Raw genomic sequence first — 17,331 nt, 5'->3', positions numbered from 1 at the left:
GGATGACCTTTGCAAGAGGGAGTTGTGGTGCGGTCGCTGTCCGGGTTCTTCGATGTGACGACTGGACAGGAGGTCAGGCGTTGTAGGGCCCGCGGTGTATTCCGCAAGCGCGGAACAACCGTTCTGGTTGGTGACCGTGTCACAATTGAGCTGGTAGGCATGACTGAGGGGATTATTTACGAAGTGCTGCCACGCCAGACAGAACTAATCCGACCTCCAGTCGCCAATGTAGACCAAGCCGTGCTGGTCTTGTCTGCCGTCGACCCTGCGTTTATGCCGCATCTGCTCGACAGGCTGCTGGTCTCTGTGGTCGTTGCGCGGTTGTCGCCCGTGATTGTGATCACGAAAGTCGACCTCGCAGACCCAGATCTGCTTACGGGCATAACAGGCGTATACACAGCTGCAGACTTTGCTGTATTTCCCGTCGTCGGCAAAGTTGGTCAAGGCGTAGAGACTGTACGTACGCGGCTGCGAGGGCATGTCAGTGTGTTCGTCGGTCCATCCGGAGTCGGCAAATCGACGCTTGCCAACGCGCTTGCGCCTGAACTTGGTGTCAAAATGGGTGAGATCAGTGAGAAGGCTGGCCGCGGTAAGCACACTACCCGCCATGTTGAACTGTTTGAACTGGAGCCCGACACTTATATCGTGGACGCGCCAGGCTTCAGTTCGCTTGAGCTCGATGTACCGTCGACGGAGTTGCGCAACTACTTCCCCGAGTTTCAACCACTCGCTGCGGCTTGCCCGTACAGGGGCTGCCAACACGTGGACGAGGACGAGTGTGCAGTGCGAACGGCTGCTGATACGGGGGCGCTTGCAGAAAGTCGCTACGAGTCATATTGCTCACTCTGGCACGAATTGCGGGACAGGGAGGAACACCGGTATTGAAGACCATTATCGCACCATCAATTCTCGCTGCTGATTTTTCCAGCCTCGGGAGTGAGGTTGACTCCGTGATTGCAGGCGGTGCAGATTGGATCCACGTCGATGTCATGGACGGTCACTTTGTACCGAATATCACGATGGGTCCAAATGTCGTCTCTGCACTGCGTCCACGCGTCACGAACGTACTTGACGTCCACCTCATGATTGAGCGCCCAGAATTGTATGTAGAGGCGTTTATCCGCGCAGGTGCAGACATTGTGACCGTGCACGCAGAAGCTACGCCCCACGTTCACCGCGTCCTGCAACAGGTTCGTGCCCTCGGCGCACAGGCTGGTCTGGCGTTGAACCCAGGCACAGGTCTCGATGCCTTCGAATCCGTGGTGGACGATATTGACATGTTGCTCGTGATGACCGTGAACCCGGGTTTTGGTGGGCAGGCATTTTTACCGAATACGTTGCGTAAGATTCAACAAGCTAGACAGCGTTTGGATGCAGCGGGACACCAAAATGTGCCGATCGAGGTGGACGGCGGGATTACTTCGTCGACAATTGCCGATGCAGCCGCTGCGGGAGCGAGCGTGTTTGTTGCGGGCTCGGCTGTGTTCAACCGTGTAGACAGAGCTAAGGCGATCTCGGAGCTTCGAGAGGCGGTGCTATAGCCTGCGAATTGCCTCTGGCCTGAGTAGGCGATGGCACACATTTTCGGCTCCCGTGAATATAGATGTAGAGATGGCGGGACTTTCGCCTATCGGACAGACGCGCGCGGGAGAGCAGAAGGAGGGGAACGGCTTGAAGTTCTACACCATCAAGCTTCCCAAATTTTTGGGTGGCATCGTGAAGGCCTTTATCGGCGCGTTCACCAAAGACTAAAATGGCGTACACATGTTGGCCGCCGTGTCGGTTGCGGGCGCGCGGCGCACTCGCACTCTTCCATCCCCATCTTGTTGGACGGCAGGCTGCGTGACGTCTGCTCCACACAGAAAAAGAGCACCGAGAGGTGCTCTTCCTGTTTTTCATTCACTAGTAAGTCAATTACACAGCGCGTGTCACTTTGCCAGCCTTCAGGCAGCGGGTGCACACTCGGATCCGTTTCACCGTGCCGTTGTCGTTCACCTTCACGGACTGAAGGTTTGGGAGCCAGCGGCGCTTGTTGAGGATGTGCGAGTGACTCACTTGATTTCCAGTCACAGGCCCTTTTCCACAGACTTCACAGCGTCTTGCCATATCGTTGCACCTCCTTGCACGTTGGCCGATTACGCGCCAATCGCCACTCAGTCGCCAACCGCGACGCCGAGAGGGGCATTCGCGTGATCGTCTGATCACGGATGCTTTTACACACCGAAACATACTACCACAGCAGCTGTGCTTTTCGCAAGGCACGGCCTTTTCGGCCGGTCTCCGATTTTGCTTGCCGGGCGTGGTTTTTGAAACACGCCATGGTATAGTACAATTGCAGAAAGCAGCAGATTGCAGGGGGTGCCCCGATGCCGAAAACGTTGGAAACTCCGCTAGGAACGATATCAATTGCGGAGGATGTCGTTGCTACCCTCGCAGGGCTGGCGGCGATTGATTGTTACGGCCTGGTCGGCATGTCGTCGCGCCGACAGGTTAAGGACAGTTTGAGTGAACTTCTGGGACGGGACAACCCTGGTAAAGGCGTAGAGGTTCAGATCTCGGATGACGGAGTCGACGTGGACCTGTACATTATTGTGAGTTACGGCACGAACATTTACGAAGTTGCACAAAATGTGCGAGAAAAAGTTCGTTATGTGCTAAACCAATCCATTGGTATTCAGGTCGATCGCGTCAACATCTTGGTGCAGGGAGTTCGAGTTTCGAGCGATCGATAGGAGGCACTGCATGACTTCGTTGGATCGTTTGAACGGCGAGGCATTTGCGCAGTTAGTCGCTGCCGGGCACGCACGGCTAAAGCGGCATGTGGGCGTGGTGAACTCGCTGAATATATTCCCGGTGCCTGACGGTGACACCGGCACCAATATGGAGTTGTCCCTTGCTTCCGGCGTGGTACGCCTCTTGGCTCGGACAGACCAGACGCTATTCGGAGCGGCACAAGCGCTCGCCTCTGGCCTGTTAATGGGAGCTCGAGGAAATTCGGGCGTGATTTTGTCTCAGTTGTTTCGTGGCTTCATCCGAGCAGCGCAACGTGCTGACTATCTAGACGTCACGAGCTTCTCGATTGCTCTTCAGGAAGGCGTTTCCATTGCTTACCGGGCCGTCGCAAAGCCGGTCGAGGGTACGATATTGACAGTTGCCCGTGAAGCAGCAGCTGCAGGCACGCGTGAAGCCCGTCAGGAGCACGGTCTAGAAGCGTGGATGGCAAAGGTTTGTGACGCTGCGCGCGTCGCGCTGAGTCGAACCCCTGAGCAACTCGCCGTGCTGAAGGAAGCCGGAGTTGTAGATTCGGGTGGTCAGGGCTTAGTTTATATCTACGAGGGATTCTTGGCCTTCTTACGCGGTGAAGAGGCAGCAGGTGAAGGTGAAACGGTTTCACCTGCGGGGACGATGTCGACCGAGCCTGTGTTGGACTTTGCGGCGGCTCATATCGACCACGAAGGAGAGTTTGGGTACTGCACGGAAACACTGATTCGGGTGGACGGGGCACGTGCAGCGGACACCGAGGAAGTGCTGCGTCAGCAGCTAGCCACCTATGGTGACTCACTGCTCGTTGTATCTGCAGAAGACCTGGTGAAGGTGCACGTCCATACGCTGCACCCCGGGCGTGTCCTCGAGGATGCGTTGATACACGGTACACTGATCAAAATTAAGATTGATAACATGACAGAACAGCACACAGACATTCAAACCGCACAGGATACGCGACAGCCAACCGAGCTTGCGGTCGTCGCCGTGGTAGCGGGAGAAGGCCTGCAACAGGTGTTCACAAGCCTTGGAGCGACAATCGTCGTCTCGGGTGGGCAAACCATGAACCCAAGCACAGAGGACATTGTCGATGCTGTGCGCCGTGCCAACGCCGTGGAGACAATTGTTTTGCCGAACAACCGGAACATCGTCATGGCAGCTAATCAGGCACGTGATGTATTGGGTGAGTCTGTGCAGGTAGTCCCGAGTCGTTCGATACCCGAAGGAATCGCCGCGTTGATGGCGATGCGCAGCGAGGATTCGGCTGAGGTCAACGCACAGCGGATGGAGGCTGCGATGGCCGGGGTAAACGCTGGCCAAGTAGTACGTGCAGTGCGCGACAGCGTGTTTCAAGAGCGGGTGATTAAGGCAAATCAGTACTTAGGGTTGGTTGACCAAGACTTGACTGAAGTGGGTGACGACAGGCTCGCTGTCGCATTGAACGTCATATCAGCCATGGGGGTCAAGGACGCTGAACTATTGACTGTGTTTTATGGGTCAGGCGTTGCCTCCGATGAACTGGAACGTTTGACGAATGAAGTTGAGAACGAGTTCGGTATTGAAGTTGAGGTCCGTGAAGGCGGTCAACCTGTTTACGACTACATTTTTGCGCTGGAGTAAGTTGCATGGAACAATCTCTTCCTGTCTCACACGTGGTAGGCATCGGTAAGGCAAAGGCGGCTCTTCTGGAGGATGCGGGAATCCGTACAGTGGACGGACTTTTGCACTTCTTTCCGGTGCGCTACGAAGACAAAAGTGTAAAGCCGTTTGAAGCCTTTGTGCACGGCACCCAGGTCACGGCGCGGGCAGTGGTCGAAGGGGCAGCGAAAATCCGCTGGACCGGGAAACGTTCGACTGTGTCTGCGGCCGTCCGGATCGATGGGCGCGTGCGGTTGACAGCTATGTGGTTCAATCAACCATATCTTCGACAAAAGTTGGTCGATGGGCAGGTCCTAGTCGTGTCAGGCCGCTACGACGCTGTGCGTAAGGTCATCGTCGTCAGTCAAACGGATTTTTCTTTGGCGGCTGCGCATCTTGGTGGGGCGTTCACACCAGTCTACCGGAGTGTTGGCGGAATGTCGTCTGCGCAACTACAGTCCGTGATGGAACGCGCACTGACGCAATTTGGTGACCGCTTGCCTGATGTCTTGCCTGTACAATACCGCGAGAAGTACCGCCTGATCTCTCATCCCCAGGCGGTGTTTGCCATGCACCGTCCTCGCTCCTCAGAAGATTTGCATCAGGCTCATCGACGATTGGCTTTCGAAGAGTTTTTTCTTTTTCAACTACAACTTCAGTGGTACCGTGCGCAAGAGACAGGGGTACAGGAAGGCACAGCACACAATGTGCCAGATGATGTCATGGACCAGTTTGCCGCAGTTGTACCGTATCCCCTTACCGAAGCGCAGAGAGCGGCATGTTCACAAATTGTTGCTGACATGCGCGCTCCTCGTGCTATGGCTCGTCTGCTACAGGGAGATGTTGGCTCGGGGAAGACATGGGTCGCCTTTTACGCGGTCTTCGCTGCGACACGGTCTGGCGCGCAGAGTGCTTTGATGGCGCCTACGGAATTGTTGGCGGAACAGCACTTTCGAAACGCGGAACCAATTCTGGGTTCTCTCGGTGTTCGGATGCGATTGTTGACTGGTGCTACCACGGAGTCAGCACGACAGGAAACTTTGCAGGCGCTCGCAGTAGGTCAAATCGATTTGTTAATCGGCACACACGCTCTGCTGACCGACAGGGTGCAATTTCATGACCTGGGGCTGGTCGTGACGGATGAACAGCATCGGTTTGGTGTGGCGCAGCGCTCTGTCTTGCGCGACAAGGGCCATGTGCCAGATGTGTTGATGCTGACGGCTACGCCAATCCCACGAACGTTGGCTTTGGCGGTCTATGGTGATTTGGATGTGTCCGTCTTGCGTGAGCGCCCAGCTGGCAGACAACCGATCTTCACAGTGTGGTTACCGTTTGCACGTGAGCCTTATGCAATTCGACTGGCTCGTCGGCACTTGGCGCGCGGAGAGCAGGTTTATGTGGTGGCGCCGCTGGTAGACTCCTCAGAGGCGCTGACGGATATTCGTTCGGCGACAGAACTCGTCGTACGCCTGCAGGACGAGTTTGCCGGCTACCAAACCGATTTGCTGCACGGGCGCATGTCAACCGCGGACAAGGACGCGGTGATGCGGCGTTTTCTCGCTGGTGAAGTGCACGTCCTGGTCAGCACAACCGTCATTGAAGTAGGCATCGATGTTCCGTCTGCAACAGTGATGCTGATTTACCATGCTGAGCGGTTTGGTCTAGCGCAACTTCACCAACTTCGCGGTCGAGTTGGTCGTGGTGAGAGAGAGAGCGAGTGTGTACTGCTGTCGGACGCTGGAAATGACATGGCCAGAGCAAGGTTGCAAACGATGGTCGATACGACAGATGGCTTTGTGATCGCGGAGCGAGACCTGGAACTACGCGGACCTGGTGAGTTTCTCGGTGTGCGGCAAAGCGGTTTGCCGGAGTTTTCTGTTGGCGACCTGACGCGGGACCTGAAAGTGATGGAGGTTGCGCGTGACGAAGCCAGTCAACTCTTGTCGCAGCCCGATTTTTGGCTGCTGCCGCGGTACGGCAAACTGCGGGACTGGATGGAACATATCCCCAATGCAGGCTGGTACCGCGCGTAGTTTTTGTGAGCTTCTCAATAGCCCATAATGTGGAAATCATAATTACTTCCCTCTGTAGCATACTAGGCCTACATCAAAAGGGGAGGTGAGATACATGGCGCAAGGACAGAAGAGAAATACCCCGGTTGTACCTAACGCCATCAAAGCTCTCGACCAGTTCAAGTACGAAGTGGCTTCGGAAATTGGCATCACGCCCCCGCAAGACGGATATTGGGGTACGATGACTACCCGTGACACGGGTGCCATCGGTGGTCATATGGTTCGCAAGATGGTGGCGTTGGCAGAGCAGCAGCTCGCTGGCCGTTCTGGATTCTAAGCATTTCATCATCTAATGTGACAAAAGCGGCCGCTGTGTTGGCCGCTTTTGTCACGCCTGTAGAGGCAGGCAACTCCGCTCTTGATTGTTCCGACCGCGGTCGATACGATGGACGTGGTAAGAGACAGGAGTGGCTGACTGTATGCGCAAGTTCGCTTTGCAGGTCTTGCCCAAACGTGCTCTGACGGCGGTCGTCGGTTGGTTTTCGGGCACCTCATTGAGCCGCATGCTCATCCCGTGGTACAGCAGACATTATCAAATTCGCATCGAAGATGCGGAATATTGCGCGGACGCTTACAGAAGTTTGCGGGATTTTTTTACGCGTCGGCTGAGGTCTGACGTTCGTCCGATTGAATCGGTGGGCCTCTTGGCGCCAGTGGATGGAGTAGTCAGCGAAGTTGGGATTGTCTCCGCTGGCTTGTTGTTACAGGCAAAGGGTGTAACGTACACGTTATCCGCGTTGTTGGCAGACGCAAAAGATGCGGCAACCTTTGAGGGTGGACTGTACTTCACGTTCTATCTGAGTCCTCGGGATTACCACCGAATTCACATGCCGCTCGACGGTACGGTGACTTCGTGGCGCTACATTCCCGGTACACTCTATCCTGTCAATCCACTGGGCGTACAGTTGATTCCGGGTCTGTTTGCAAAAAATGAGCGGCTTGTGTCGAATGTAGACACAGACCAAGGAGCGGTTGCTATCGTCAAAGTCGGGGCGACCGTCGTAGGCAGAATCCGGACCGTGTACGGTCCACCGGTCCAAGCGCCACGCCGGCGAGCAGTTCAACAGGGCGAGTTGAACCTGTGTCTGCAGCGCGGTGATGAGCTTGGGTGGTTTGAAATGGGGTCGACCGTGATTGTTGTCGTGTCGTCTCGACTTAGTCTCAAACCGCTGGTCAAGCGTGGTGATGCCGTGATGATGGGGCAAACCGTGGCGGTTCGCGCAGAGACGGAATAATTCAGGATGCTGCGGGGACACTATACCCAAGTGAGGTGATGGGTATGCGGCCCGTAAAATACGTGATGCACGTCTGCGGGAAGGGGTTGCGAACCTACTGGACATGGATGGTTCAGGCCGGCGAACAGATGGGTGATTACTACGGCCCGTGGTGAGACGGATTAATCTCCAGAGAGGGTTGTGCCCAGACACAGCGGGTGCAACCCTCTTTCCTTTGCGTTCGTGAGTAGGCAGGAAAATTTGTGGCTGACCGTAATTCGCAACTCATCCTTGCCCGAACGCCGCAAAACTTGTACATTGTATTGGAACAGTCTATCACGCTGTTCCTGTTTGTTTGTGAGTTGGCAGGCGCGGTGGCTAGAGTTCTTGCCATCCGACGAATTTGATGCGATGGAGGTACTACAGGGATGAGAATTTTGATTGCCGGCGGCGACGGGTTTTGTGGCTGGCCGACAGCGCTTCATCTGTCAAAACGTGGTCACGAAGTGGCGATTGTAGACAGCTTGATCCGCAGACAATGGGACGAAGAGCTCGGCACGCAGTCGTTGACCCCGATAGCATCTCTCGAAGATCGCGTTGCTCTGTGGCGTGAAACTTCGGGCAAAGAGGTGCCGATTTACATCGGTGATTTACAGGAGTACCCCTTTGTGGAGCGAGTGTTCCGCGAGTTCCAGCCAGAGGCAGTTGTGCATTTTGCGGAGCAGCGGTCTGCGCCGTATTCCATGATTGACCGTGAACACGCTGTGTTTACACAGGTGAACAATGTCGTTGGAAACCTGAATGTGCTGTATGCAATTAAGGACATCACTCCGGATTGTCACCTGATCAAGCTCGGTACAATGGGTGAGTACGGAACTCCAAACATAGATATTGAGGAAGGCTACATTCGGATTCAACACAAAGGCCGCGAAGATGTACTTCCCTATCCGAAGCAACCCTTCTCGTTCTATCACCTGTCAAAAGTGCACGACAGCCACAATATTATGTTTGCTTGTAAGTCGTGGGGCATCCGGGCGACAGACCTGAACCAGGGCGTGGTGTATGGCCTGTGGACTGACGAAACCCGTCTCTCCGAAGGGCTTTACAATCGAATTGACTACGACGGCGTATTTGGCACGGCGCTGAACCGCTTTTGCATCCAGGCGGCAACTGGTCATCCATTGACGGTATACGGAAAGGGAGGGCAGACGCGCGCGTTCCTCGACATCCGTGACACGTTACAGTGCATCGAATTGGCCGCTCTGCAGCCAGCGGAACGCGGAGAATTCCGGGTGTTCAACCAATTTACCGAACAATTCTCCATCCAAGAGCTCGCCGAACGCGTTCAACGGGTTGCTGCCGAGCGATTTGACATTCAAGCGGAGATCACACATTTGGACAACCCGCGTGTCGAGAAAGAAGAGCACTACTACCACGCGGTTCACACGAAACTGCTCGATTTGGGTCTGCAACCCCATCTCTTGTCGGATGAGTTAATCGTGGAATTGATCGATACAGCGATGCGTTACCGCGAGCGTGTGAATTTTGATGTGATCGCGCCAAGCGCTAACTGGAGGTAAGTGCATGCGGATTGCAATGTTTTCCGAGACGTTCCTACCAGGAACGGATGGAATCGTCACGCGATTATGCGCGACTCTTCGCCACCTTGAGGCTACCAACCATGAGATCCTGCTGTTTGCTCCTGAAGGTGGGCTATCCGAATACGCCTCGGCACGGGTCGTTGGAATGCCGACTTTCCGGTTTTTCCTATACCCGGACAAAGACTTTGCACTTCCTAGAATGCGCATTGGGAAAGTTCTGCGTGAATTCCAACCGGATATCATTCACGTTCTGAACCCAGCCTTTATTGGTCTTGGCGGTATTTACTACGCATGGCGCTACCACATTCCGCTGGTCGCTTCATACCATACGAATGTACCAGCGTATGCGCGCCACTACCGTTTGAATTTTTTGGAGCCTGCTCTTTGGTGGTACTTTCGATCACTGCACAACAGAGCTGAAGCGAACTTGTGCACGTCACGCGCGACACTGAAGGAGCTCGAGAGCCAGCGTTTTCGCAATTTAATCCTGTGGGACCGCGGCGTGGACGTCGAAATGTACGGCCAAGCGACTCGTACCGAGGAAATGCGGGAAAGGCTGTTAGGAACTTCCGACCACGGTCAAAAACTGCTTATTTACGTGGGACGTCTCGCACCAGAAAAAGGGATCGACCAAGTGCGCAGGTGTCTTGACGAGATGCCAGACCTTCACTTTGCTGTGGTGGGTGACGGCCCCAGCCGGTCAGATTTGGAGCGAGTGTTTGCAGGTACAAACACCGTCTTCACTGGCTTTCTGCACGGTGATGAACTCGCTGACGCGTATGCTGCAGCAGATGGATTCGTGTTTCCGTCTACGACGGAAACTTTGGGACTCGTGCTGTTTGAAGCGATGGCCAGCGGCCTGCCCGTCCTGGCGGCCAGCAGTCCGCCGACGCGCGAGGTGTTGGAGGGAGGGAAGGCAGGGTTCATCTTTGACCCTGCCAGCCCAGGCTCTATGCTCGAATCCTTACGTGAAATGTTTGACAATCAGGAACGCCGCGCAGCTGTGTTGGCGCGCGCCGGAGAAATTGCGGCAGAGTTGGATTGGGCAGGTCCCACCCGGCAACTGCTTGGCGCGTATGAATCAGTCTATCAGCGACACGCTGCGATTGCGGGAAATCCAGTCCACGGGTCAAGGTGAGAACCATGGCGGATGGCCGAGAACCCACAGAGGTAATCACGGTCGATCGAGAAGAGTTTCCTGCCTGTGAGGAAGGAGAAGGCGGTTTGACTGCTTCGCAGATGCCCATCGTCATGAACATGCGACATACGTTAAAGCGATACTCCAAGTTCTTGATCGTAGGCTTTGCGAATGCAGTTGTGGACCTAGTTGTGCTAAACGCGCTGCTCTTGGTGGCGCCTACACGGTCCGCATTCGCCCTCTTCGTCTACAACACAGCTGCGGTTCTTTGTGCGCTCATCAACAGCTATGTGTGGAACCGCCGCTGGACGTTTGCAGATGCAGCTAGCGGCAGCCGCAGGGAACGTGTGCTGTTTTTTGTCCAAGCAGGTATCAATGTGGCCGTCAACGACCTTGTCGTTGTCTGGCTATCGACTTACCTTGTGTTTTCCCACGCCATTCCACTCTTTGTCAGCAGCAACTTGTCGAAAGGACTGGCGATGCTGATCTCCTCGACGTTTAGCTACCTCTGTATGCGGCTCTTCGTGTTTCGCTCAGACCGTGGAACCCGACCCTGAGCGTCAAACACTGGGGTCGGGCTTGGTTATGCACCACATTAGCGAAATTCAGGTGCGAGTGACGTCCACTCCAGTACTTCCTCAAATCTGCGGGCAATCTGCAGCAGGCGTTTGTCCTGCATAGGCCCTGCGACAACTTGCAGACCGACGGGTAGACCATCTGGGGTGAGTCCGCACGGCATAGTCAGTGCAGGGAAACCAGACAAGTTCCACGGGTTGGTGAAACGGGTGAGATGCGCTCGCACACCGACTTCAAGGGTTCGGATGTGCGCTTTTGCCTGCCCGATATCTGTGGCAGTGAGTGGCGTAGTTGGTGTGACTATGACATCTACCTGTTCGAGTAAGTGTGCTACTTCGAGGCGAAACACAGCACGCACAGATTGAGCGCGGAGGTACTCCCATCCGCGTATGTTGTCGGCTGCTTCAAGGCGTTGGCGCACATCTATGCCGTAGCGCTCTGGGTGAGCGCGCAGATTGCTCTCGTGAATTGCGCGGGCTTCGCTTCCGATGGTAGCGTTCTGCACGTCCGGGACCTCATCGATGAGTGGCACGGTGACTTCCTCAAACACGACTTCCGGACACGAACGCTCGATGCGGTTGAGCGCTTCCTGTATAGTTTGAAGGACTGACGGATGGCATTTGTCGAAGAAAAATCGTCTCGGCACACCGACACGAATGTGTGGGGGAGTGTCAGACGTGATGGAGTCCTTTGTCCATGACGGAGCCGACAGATGGCGTTCAGAACTGCTCAGCACTTCGAGCATCAGTGCTGCGTCGTCTATGGTACGTGTCATGGGGCCGACGTGATCGAGAGAAGGTGCTAGCGGGTAGACTCCGGCAGTTGGCACAAGGCCGTAACTTGGTTTCAGTCCGACGTGCCCTGTGAGGGCTGCAGGGATGCGGATGCTGCCGCCTGTGTCGGTGCCTAGGGCGGCCGTACACAGCCCGGCGACAATTGCAACAGAACTTCCTCCGCTTGAACCCCCAGCGATCTTTGCCCGGTTCCATGGATTTAAGCAAGTTCCGAAATGTGGATTCTCTGAAGTTGTACCATAGGCGTACTCGTGTAAGTTTGTTTTTCCAATGATCACGGCCCCTGCCGACTGGAGAAGCTGAACTGCCGTGGCGGTGGCTGAAGGTACGACGTTGTCTCTGCCCTTTGTTCCGTACGTAGTCGGCAGAAAGTCTGTGTCAAATAGATCCTTAACAGCAATTGGAACTCCGCATAGAGGGCCTACCGGATCGCCGTTCCTCAATCTGGCGTCTTGGACCCGTGCTGCTTCGATGGCGTTGTCGGCTATCGTGATATACGCGCGCAGAGCTGGGTTGTGTTGTTCGATTCTCGAGATAAACAAACGCGTGATTTCTTCTGCTGTGACCTGGCCGGTGCGAATCGCGTCGCGGGTCTGTCTCAGTGTCCATGCATAGAATTTCATCCCATCCGCTCCCTCTTCCGCTGTCTATCTGAATTATACTACGACGAAGCAGTACGGGACCGGGGAGACAGTGTATACACAGAAAACCCACGCCCGGGTACGCGTGGGGTTTCTGCCGTCTGGCGTTCTACGAACGTCAGACATGTTCTGGGAGAGGAGAAACCGGAGGAAGAGCCTATGGGGAATCCTAAGCCTTCACCCACGGTTGCCTACAACAGCTCTCGCCGTTGCTAGCTATAGCATAACCAGAATAAGCCATCGTATACTCGAGCAGTCTAAAATTTCTTGGTCAGTTGCTTGTCCGATCAGAAGACTGCGGATTACGTGTAATGGTTTGGGTGGATAGGTTTTGCTATGGTACTGTACAGTGAAGTCATTCCTGCTGGTGACGACTGTTTCGTACGTTTGGCAGGGTCAGGAGGAGTCGATGCGGATTATCGCTGGAGCATGGAAAGGACTGACGCTGGTTGCCCCAAAGGGGAGTGTAGCGCGCCCGTCCACTGATCGCGTGAAAGAGTCCATGTTTAACTTGCTAGGCATCGACTGGCCAGGCGGCGCTGCGGTTGATCTCTTCGCGGGTTCTGGGGCACTGGGACTCGAGGCGTTAAGTCGCGGCGCCGAGGGTGCATACTTTACGGACACGCACGCGGCGAGCTTGCGGGCTGTTGCCGAGAACGTCAGGCGGTGCCAGGCACAAGAGCGTGTCACTGTATGGCGGTGTGACTGGCGTACAGGCTGGTCTCGGGTTGTTTCACTAGGTGTTCCGGTCGCTTGGGTTTTTGTCGATCCACCGTACGCGGCGTCGCTGTGGGATGAGGTGCTGTCGGTGATCGGACAGTCGCCCGGAGGACTGACACATGGAGTCGTATGCGAACATCCAGTGCACCAAACTTTGGCCGACACCTATGGTTGCTTGGAACAACGTAAAAACAAGCGGTATGGCGACATTGCCGTCTCTATCTACCGTCGGATGTGAGGTGTAGTATGCGCAAAGCGGTCTATCCGGGCAGTTTCGACCCCATCACCAACGGTCACCTTGATATCGTGGAGCGTGCGAGTCTACTCTTTGACGAAGTGACCGTTGCGGTCCTCACTAATCCCGCGAAAAGGCCATTGTTGACGCTTGAAACGCGGGTGCGTCTCATTCAGGAAGCCACTGCCCACTTGCGGAATATACAAGTCGACAGTTTCTCTGGTCTATTGATGGATTACGCAAAACGCATCGGGGCGCGCGCGGTAGTCCGGGGCATCCGCGGAGTTCAAGACTTTGACATGGAAGTGAACATGGCGCACATGAATCGCCAACTCGACGAAGAGGTGACAACCGTGTTCCTGGCGGCCAAGGCGGAGTACAGCTACATTAGTTCGTCACTTGTGAAAGATATTGCTTGGCATGGCGGCGACATGACTCGTTTTGTACCTGATTGTGTTGTTGTGGCCGTTCAGTCGGCTGTTGCGAATCACTGACTACTAATGGAAACTGTGGACTAGTCGACGCGTCTTCCGGGCATCTTCAGCCAACGAGGTGACGCCAACATGGATCGACCTGTTGTCGGGGTAGCACTGGGGTCGGGCGGAGCTCGGGGATTTGCTCATGTGGGGGTACTAAAGGCGCTTGAGCAGCATCACGTACCAATCGATGTCGTGTCTGGATCGAGCATGGGGGCACTGGTAGCGGCGTTTTACGCCACGGGAATGCGTACGGTCTTTATGGAACAGTTGGCCGTCACGCTGCGCTGGCGGCACTGGGTGGACTTGACAGTTCCGAAGATGGGCATGATTTCGGGTGACAAGGTGCATCAGCTAATCCACATGTTGACTCGGGGACTCACAGTGGACGCTGCAGACAAGCCGCTTGCGATTGTCGCTACAGACCTTGTAGCGAAACAGAGGGTCGTATTTCGCACGGAATCAATTGCCGACGCCGTCCGTGCCAGCGTGGCGATTCCCGGCGTCTTTGTGCCGTTTGTCAAGAATGGGAGAGTCTATGTCGATGGCGGGGTTGTAGACAGGGTGCCGATTGAGGCCGTGCGCGACCTCGGGGCAGACGTCGTCATTGGTGTAGATGTCTCTTCGGTTCAGCGTGAGAGGCCACCCCAAGGGGTTGTGGATGTCATTTTGCAGTCGCTTGATTTGATGCAGGATGAAGTGTATAAAATGCGGGCCAAGACAGCAGACATCTATATTGAACCGGACGTGTCGGGTGTGGGGAGTTCGCAGTTTCACAAAGCAAATCAAGCGATTGAGAGCGGCTACCAAGCGGCTGTGGCCAACATGGAACAGATTCTCGCGCAATTGGCGGGGCGCGGGATAGATGTCAGTTCCGATGCTGTCGATACAGGGTGACAACGGTTTGGCATTGACACGTCTGCACATGCCCCGTATACTAAGTTCCGTTGCAAACGAGGTGACGTCGTTGTTGTTGTTGGATTTTCGGGAACTGCACGATGCGGGCGATGTTCTCCCGATTCAGGGCGCAGTCGACATTCCACGCATCGCGGCGGAGAACCAGCAGGTCATTCGTTTGGCGCCGATTGCTTGTGACCTGATGGCGATTGGTACGGCCGGTATCTGTCGTGTTCGGGGACACCTCGAGACGTTGCTTCGTTACGAGTGTTCTCGTTGCTTGGAAGAGTACGACAGTCCGCTCGTCGCGAACTTTGATGAGCAGTTTTCGGAACGCGTCCGTCAAGACGACGTGCATCTTGTCGAAGGCTCACAGGTGGATTTGACGCCGTACATTGAAGAAGTCGTCAATCTGGTGATTGATTTTCGGCCACTCTGTCGAGATGACTGTCAAGGGTTGTGCTCGGTCTGTGGCACGAACCTCAACGACCATCGCTGTAACTGTGACCGCGCTGTGCAAGACCCGCGGTGGGCAGCGCTAGAGGGCTTGCTTTCAAAAGACGAACCAGAGTAAGATGAACAAGTTGATTGACGAAGGAGGTGTTCGGGCGTGGCGGTACCTCAGCATAGAACGTCGAAGACGCGCAAGCGGCTTCGCCGCACCCACTTTAAGTTACAGGCACCAGGGCTCATTCCTTGCCCACAGTGCGGTGAGTACACTGTTCCTCACCATGTCTGCAAGAACTGCGGCTATTACAAAGGCCGGAGTGTCGTAAGCGTTCGGTGATTTTCTGTGCTTGGTTTCACGGAGTCATGCTCTGTGAACCGCATGTCCTGGACTCGGCGACCACAGGCTGTCTGAGCAGAATTCCTGCTTAGGCAGCCTGTTTCAGTTTTGTCAGCGTCACGATCGCAGCTTGCTTTTTGTCCGGAGTTCGAGTAACTTAACACTAGTTCTTAGTATCAGGTCATAAAAACGGAGGGATCCCCTCTGAAAAAGTCGGAGCGCAGAATGGCTCTGGTTCGGTACCTAACCGAGAATCCCTTTGCCACTGACGAGCAGTTGGCGGATTACTTTGCGGTGAGTGTCGCGACAATCCGGCTTGACCGTGCTACGCTGCATATCCCCGAGGTGCGAGAGCGCACCCGCCTCGTGGCCGCGGCAAGGCAAGACGGGGTTAGGTCGCTGCAGGAGCGAGAGGTTGTGGGCGATGTACTTGAACTGCAACTGAACCGCACTGCTTCCTCGTCTCTAGTGATCACGCCTTTGCACGTGTTCTCACGGTCTGGTATTGTTCGCGGGCACGTGTTGTTTGCGCAAGTCAACTCGCTTGCGACAGCCGTGGTGGATGCAGACGTCGCGCTGACAGCTAAGACAGAATTGCGTTATTACTCACCTGTGCGATTAGGAGAAACTGTAGTGGCGAGAGCGGACGTCGTCGCTAGACGGTTTGGCGCCTCGAAGTGTCAAGTGACGTCGCGTGTCGGTACCGAGACAGTGTTGGACGGGGTGATTTGGGTCGTGAAAGGTCCGGCCGACCGACCACTGTCTTCGATTGGAGGGTGAAGGATGAAATTAGCCGTTGATGCGATGGGCGGCGATCACGCACCTGGAGCACCCATCAGCGCGTGTGTTGAATTCGCTCGGGCAAACCCGGATGTAGAGATCTACATGATTGGACAAGAGAGCGTGCTCGAAGCGGTGTGGCCGACATCGGCGCCAGGGAATATATCGATCGTCGATGCGCCGACCGTGATCACGGGAGAAGATGAACCTGTGCGCGCTGTGAAACGCAAGAAGGATTCGTCGTTGGTGACGGCTGCACAGATGGTTCGCGACGGGCAAGCGGATGCGATGCTTTCGGCCGGGAACACGGGCGCGCTCGTGGCTGCTGGCCTGTTCGTGATTGGCCGCATCCCTGGGATTAACCGCCCTGCGTTGGCCCCCGTTTTGCCAACGTTTCGCGGACGCGGTGTACTTCTGCTGGACGCCGGCGCCTATCCGGACGCTGATGTGGAGAATATGGTTCAGTTTGCGCGCATGGGGTCGGTGTACTCACGCGGTGTACTTGGTGTGGACAATCCACGCGTTGGACTCGTCAACATCGGAACGGAACCTGGAAAAGGAAACGCTTTGACGAAGGAGACGTTTATTCAACTCGAGAAGTCAGGTCTGAACTTTGTCGGCAATGTCGAGGCTAGGGACATCTTGGACGGAACATGTGATGTCGTTGTGACGGATGGCTTTGTTGGCAACGTCGTTTTGAAGACGATTGAGGGTCTTGGTCTGGGTCTGTTCTCGGAACTCAAACGTGCCTTCATGTCGGGCTGGCAGAGCAAACTGGCTGGTGCGATGGCGCGCCCTTCGTTGGCTGGGCTGCGCCGAAAGTTTGACTACGCGGAGTACGGAGGCGCTCCGTTTCTCGGCGTCGCCGGTGGCTGTTTGAAAGCACATGGGAGCAGTAAAGAGCGGGCGTGGTACACAGCACTTGAACAGGCGAAACGCTTTGTCAAAGGACAGTTGCTCGCCACGTTGACCGAGCAGATGACAAGAGAAGAGTAAAGA

At 55.3% G+C, this 17,331-nt stretch carries 21 protein-coding genes; 19 read left to right on the top strand and 2 right to left on the bottom strand.

Translation table 11 applies throughout. The features are described 5' to 3' along the window. Positions 1–9 precede the first annotated feature (9 nt). The 3 genes from rsgA (at position 10) to spoVM (ending at position 1,752) form a co-directional block, all read left to right on the top strand. Positions 10–885, top strand: coding sequence for a ribosome small subunit-dependent GTPase A (gene rsgA, locus JC200_RS01335; RefSeq protein WP_274434386.1), 876 nt, complete (start codon positions 10–12; stop codon positions 883–885). Positions 886–890: 5 nt separating this feature from the next. Then, positions 891–1,541 carry a ribulose-phosphate 3-epimerase gene (gene rpe, locus JC200_RS01330; protein ID WP_274436438.1) on the top strand — a complete coding sequence of 217 codons (651 nt, stop codon included), beginning with the start codon at positions 891–893 and terminating at the stop codon, positions 1,539–1,541. A 130-nt stretch (positions 1,542–1,671) separates the two neighbouring features. Next, a complete protein-coding gene (gene spoVM, locus JC200_RS01325; protein WP_274436437.1) occupies positions 1,672–1,752 on the top strand; it encodes a stage V sporulation protein SpoVM in 81 nt (26 codons plus the stop codon). Between the two features lie 162 nt (positions 1,753–1,914). Here the strand turns inward: spoVM and rpmB are convergent, their stop codons facing one another. After that, positions 1,915–2,106: a 50S ribosomal protein L28 gene (rpmB, locus tag JC200_RS01320; protein ID WP_274434385.1), complete on the bottom strand. Its 192-nt coding sequence runs from the start codon at positions 2,104–2,106 to the stop codon at positions 1,915–1,917. A gap of 260 nt (positions 2,107–2,366) precedes the next feature. On the opposite strand from rpmB, the gene JC200_RS01315 reads away from it, so the two are divergent. The 9 genes from JC200_RS01315 (at position 2,367) to JC200_RS01275 (ending at position 10,983) form a co-directional block, all read left to right on the top strand. Further along, positions 2,367–2,732, top strand: a complete 366-nt coding sequence (locus JC200_RS01315) for an Asp23/Gls24 family envelope stress response protein (protein WP_274434384.1) — start codon at positions 2,367–2,369, stop codon at positions 2,730–2,732. A gap of 10 nt (positions 2,733–2,742) precedes the next feature. Then, positions 2,743–4,383, top strand: coding sequence for a DAK2 domain-containing protein (locus JC200_RS01310; protein WP_274434383.1), 1,641 nt, complete (start codon positions 2,743–2,745; stop codon positions 4,381–4,383). A 5-nt stretch (positions 4,384–4,388) separates the two neighbouring features. Next, positions 4,389–6,434: an ATP-dependent DNA helicase RecG gene (gene recG, locus JC200_RS01305; protein ID WP_274434382.1), complete on the top strand. Its 2,046-nt coding sequence runs from the start codon at positions 4,389–4,391 to the stop codon at positions 6,432–6,434. A 94-nt stretch (positions 6,435–6,528) separates the two neighbouring features. After that, positions 6,529–6,750 (top strand): alpha/beta-type small acid-soluble spore protein, encoded by a 222-nt coding sequence (locus JC200_RS01300; protein WP_274434381.1) that lies wholly within the window; start codon positions 6,529–6,531, stop codon positions 6,748–6,750. Between the two features lie 142 nt (positions 6,751–6,892). Next, on the top strand, positions 6,893–7,708 hold the full coding sequence (gene asd, locus JC200_RS01295) for an archaetidylserine decarboxylase (RefSeq protein ID WP_274434380.1): 816 nt from the start codon (positions 6,893–6,895) through the stop codon (positions 7,706–7,708). 242 nt (positions 7,709–7,950) lie between these two features. Continuing rightward, complete coding sequence (locus JC200_RS01290) at positions 7,951–8,094, top strand: hypothetical protein (RefSeq protein WP_274434379.1); 144 nt, start codon at positions 7,951–7,953, stop codon at positions 8,092–8,094. A 21-nt stretch (positions 8,095–8,115) separates the two neighbouring features. After that, entirely contained in the window at positions 8,116–9,267 is a 1,152-nt protein-coding gene (locus JC200_RS01285) for an NAD-dependent epimerase/dehydratase family protein (RefSeq protein ID WP_274434378.1), read from the top strand. Positions 9,268–9,271: 4 nt separating this feature from the next. Next, positions 9,272–10,426, top strand: coding sequence for a glycosyltransferase family 4 protein (locus JC200_RS01280; protein ID WP_274434377.1), 1,155 nt, complete (start codon positions 9,272–9,274; stop codon positions 10,424–10,426). Positions 10,427–10,431: 5 nt separating this feature from the next. Next, entirely contained in the window at positions 10,432–10,983 is a 552-nt protein-coding gene (locus JC200_RS01275; protein ID WP_274434376.1) for a GtrA family protein, read from the top strand. A 38-nt stretch (positions 10,984–11,021) separates the two neighbouring features. On the opposite strand, the gene JC200_RS01270 is transcribed toward JC200_RS01275, so the two are convergent. Continuing rightward, positions 11,022–12,419, bottom strand: coding sequence for an amidase (locus JC200_RS01270; protein ID WP_274434375.1), 1,398 nt, complete (start codon positions 12,417–12,419; stop codon positions 11,022–11,024). 349 nt (positions 12,420–12,768) lie between these two features. Here JC200_RS01270 and rsmD point away from each other — a divergent pair, with 349 nt between their 5' ends. The 7 genes from rsmD (at position 12,769) to plsX (ending at position 17,328) form a co-directional block, all read left to right on the top strand. Next, complete coding sequence (gene rsmD, locus JC200_RS01265; protein WP_274434374.1) at positions 12,769–13,395, top strand: 16S rRNA (guanine(966)-N(2))-methyltransferase RsmD; 627 nt, start codon at positions 12,769–12,771, stop codon at positions 13,393–13,395. Between the two features lie 8 nt (positions 13,396–13,403). Then, entirely contained in the window at positions 13,404–13,886 is a 483-nt protein-coding gene (gene coaD, locus JC200_RS01260) for a pantetheine-phosphate adenylyltransferase (RefSeq protein ID WP_274434373.1), read from the top strand. Positions 13,887–13,955: 69 nt separating this feature from the next. Then, complete coding sequence (locus tag JC200_RS01255; protein WP_274434372.1) at positions 13,956–14,765, top strand: patatin-like phospholipase family protein; 810 nt, start codon at positions 13,956–13,958, stop codon at positions 14,763–14,765. A 70-nt stretch (positions 14,766–14,835) separates the two neighbouring features. Beyond that, on the top strand, positions 14,836–15,339 hold the full coding sequence (locus tag JC200_RS01250) for a YceD family protein (protein ID WP_274434371.1): 504 nt from the start codon (positions 14,836–14,838) through the stop codon (positions 15,337–15,339). 36 nt (positions 15,340–15,375) lie between these two features. Beyond that, entirely contained in the window at positions 15,376–15,552 is a 177-nt protein-coding gene (rpmF, locus tag JC200_RS01245) for a 50S ribosomal protein L32 (protein ID WP_274434370.1), read from the top strand. Between the two features lie 183 nt (positions 15,553–15,735). Continuing rightward, positions 15,736–16,332, top strand: coding sequence for a transcription factor FapR (gene fapR / locus JC200_RS01240; protein ID WP_274436436.1), 597 nt, complete (start codon positions 15,736–15,738; stop codon positions 16,330–16,332). Between the two features lie 3 nt (positions 16,333–16,335). After that, complete coding sequence (gene plsX / locus JC200_RS01235) at positions 16,336–17,328, top strand: phosphate acyltransferase PlsX (RefSeq protein ID WP_274434369.1); 993 nt, start codon at positions 16,336–16,338, stop codon at positions 17,326–17,328. The last annotated feature ends 3 nt before the right edge of the window (positions 17,329–17,331 follow it).

This window comes from Alicyclobacillus sp. ALC3, from assembly GCF_028751195.1.
GTDB lineage: Bacteria > Bacillota > Bacilli > Alicyclobacillales > Alicyclobacillaceae > Alicyclobacillus_L.
Note: the sequence above shows the minus strand (reverse complement) of the source record. Positions and strands in the feature narration are given on the sequence as shown.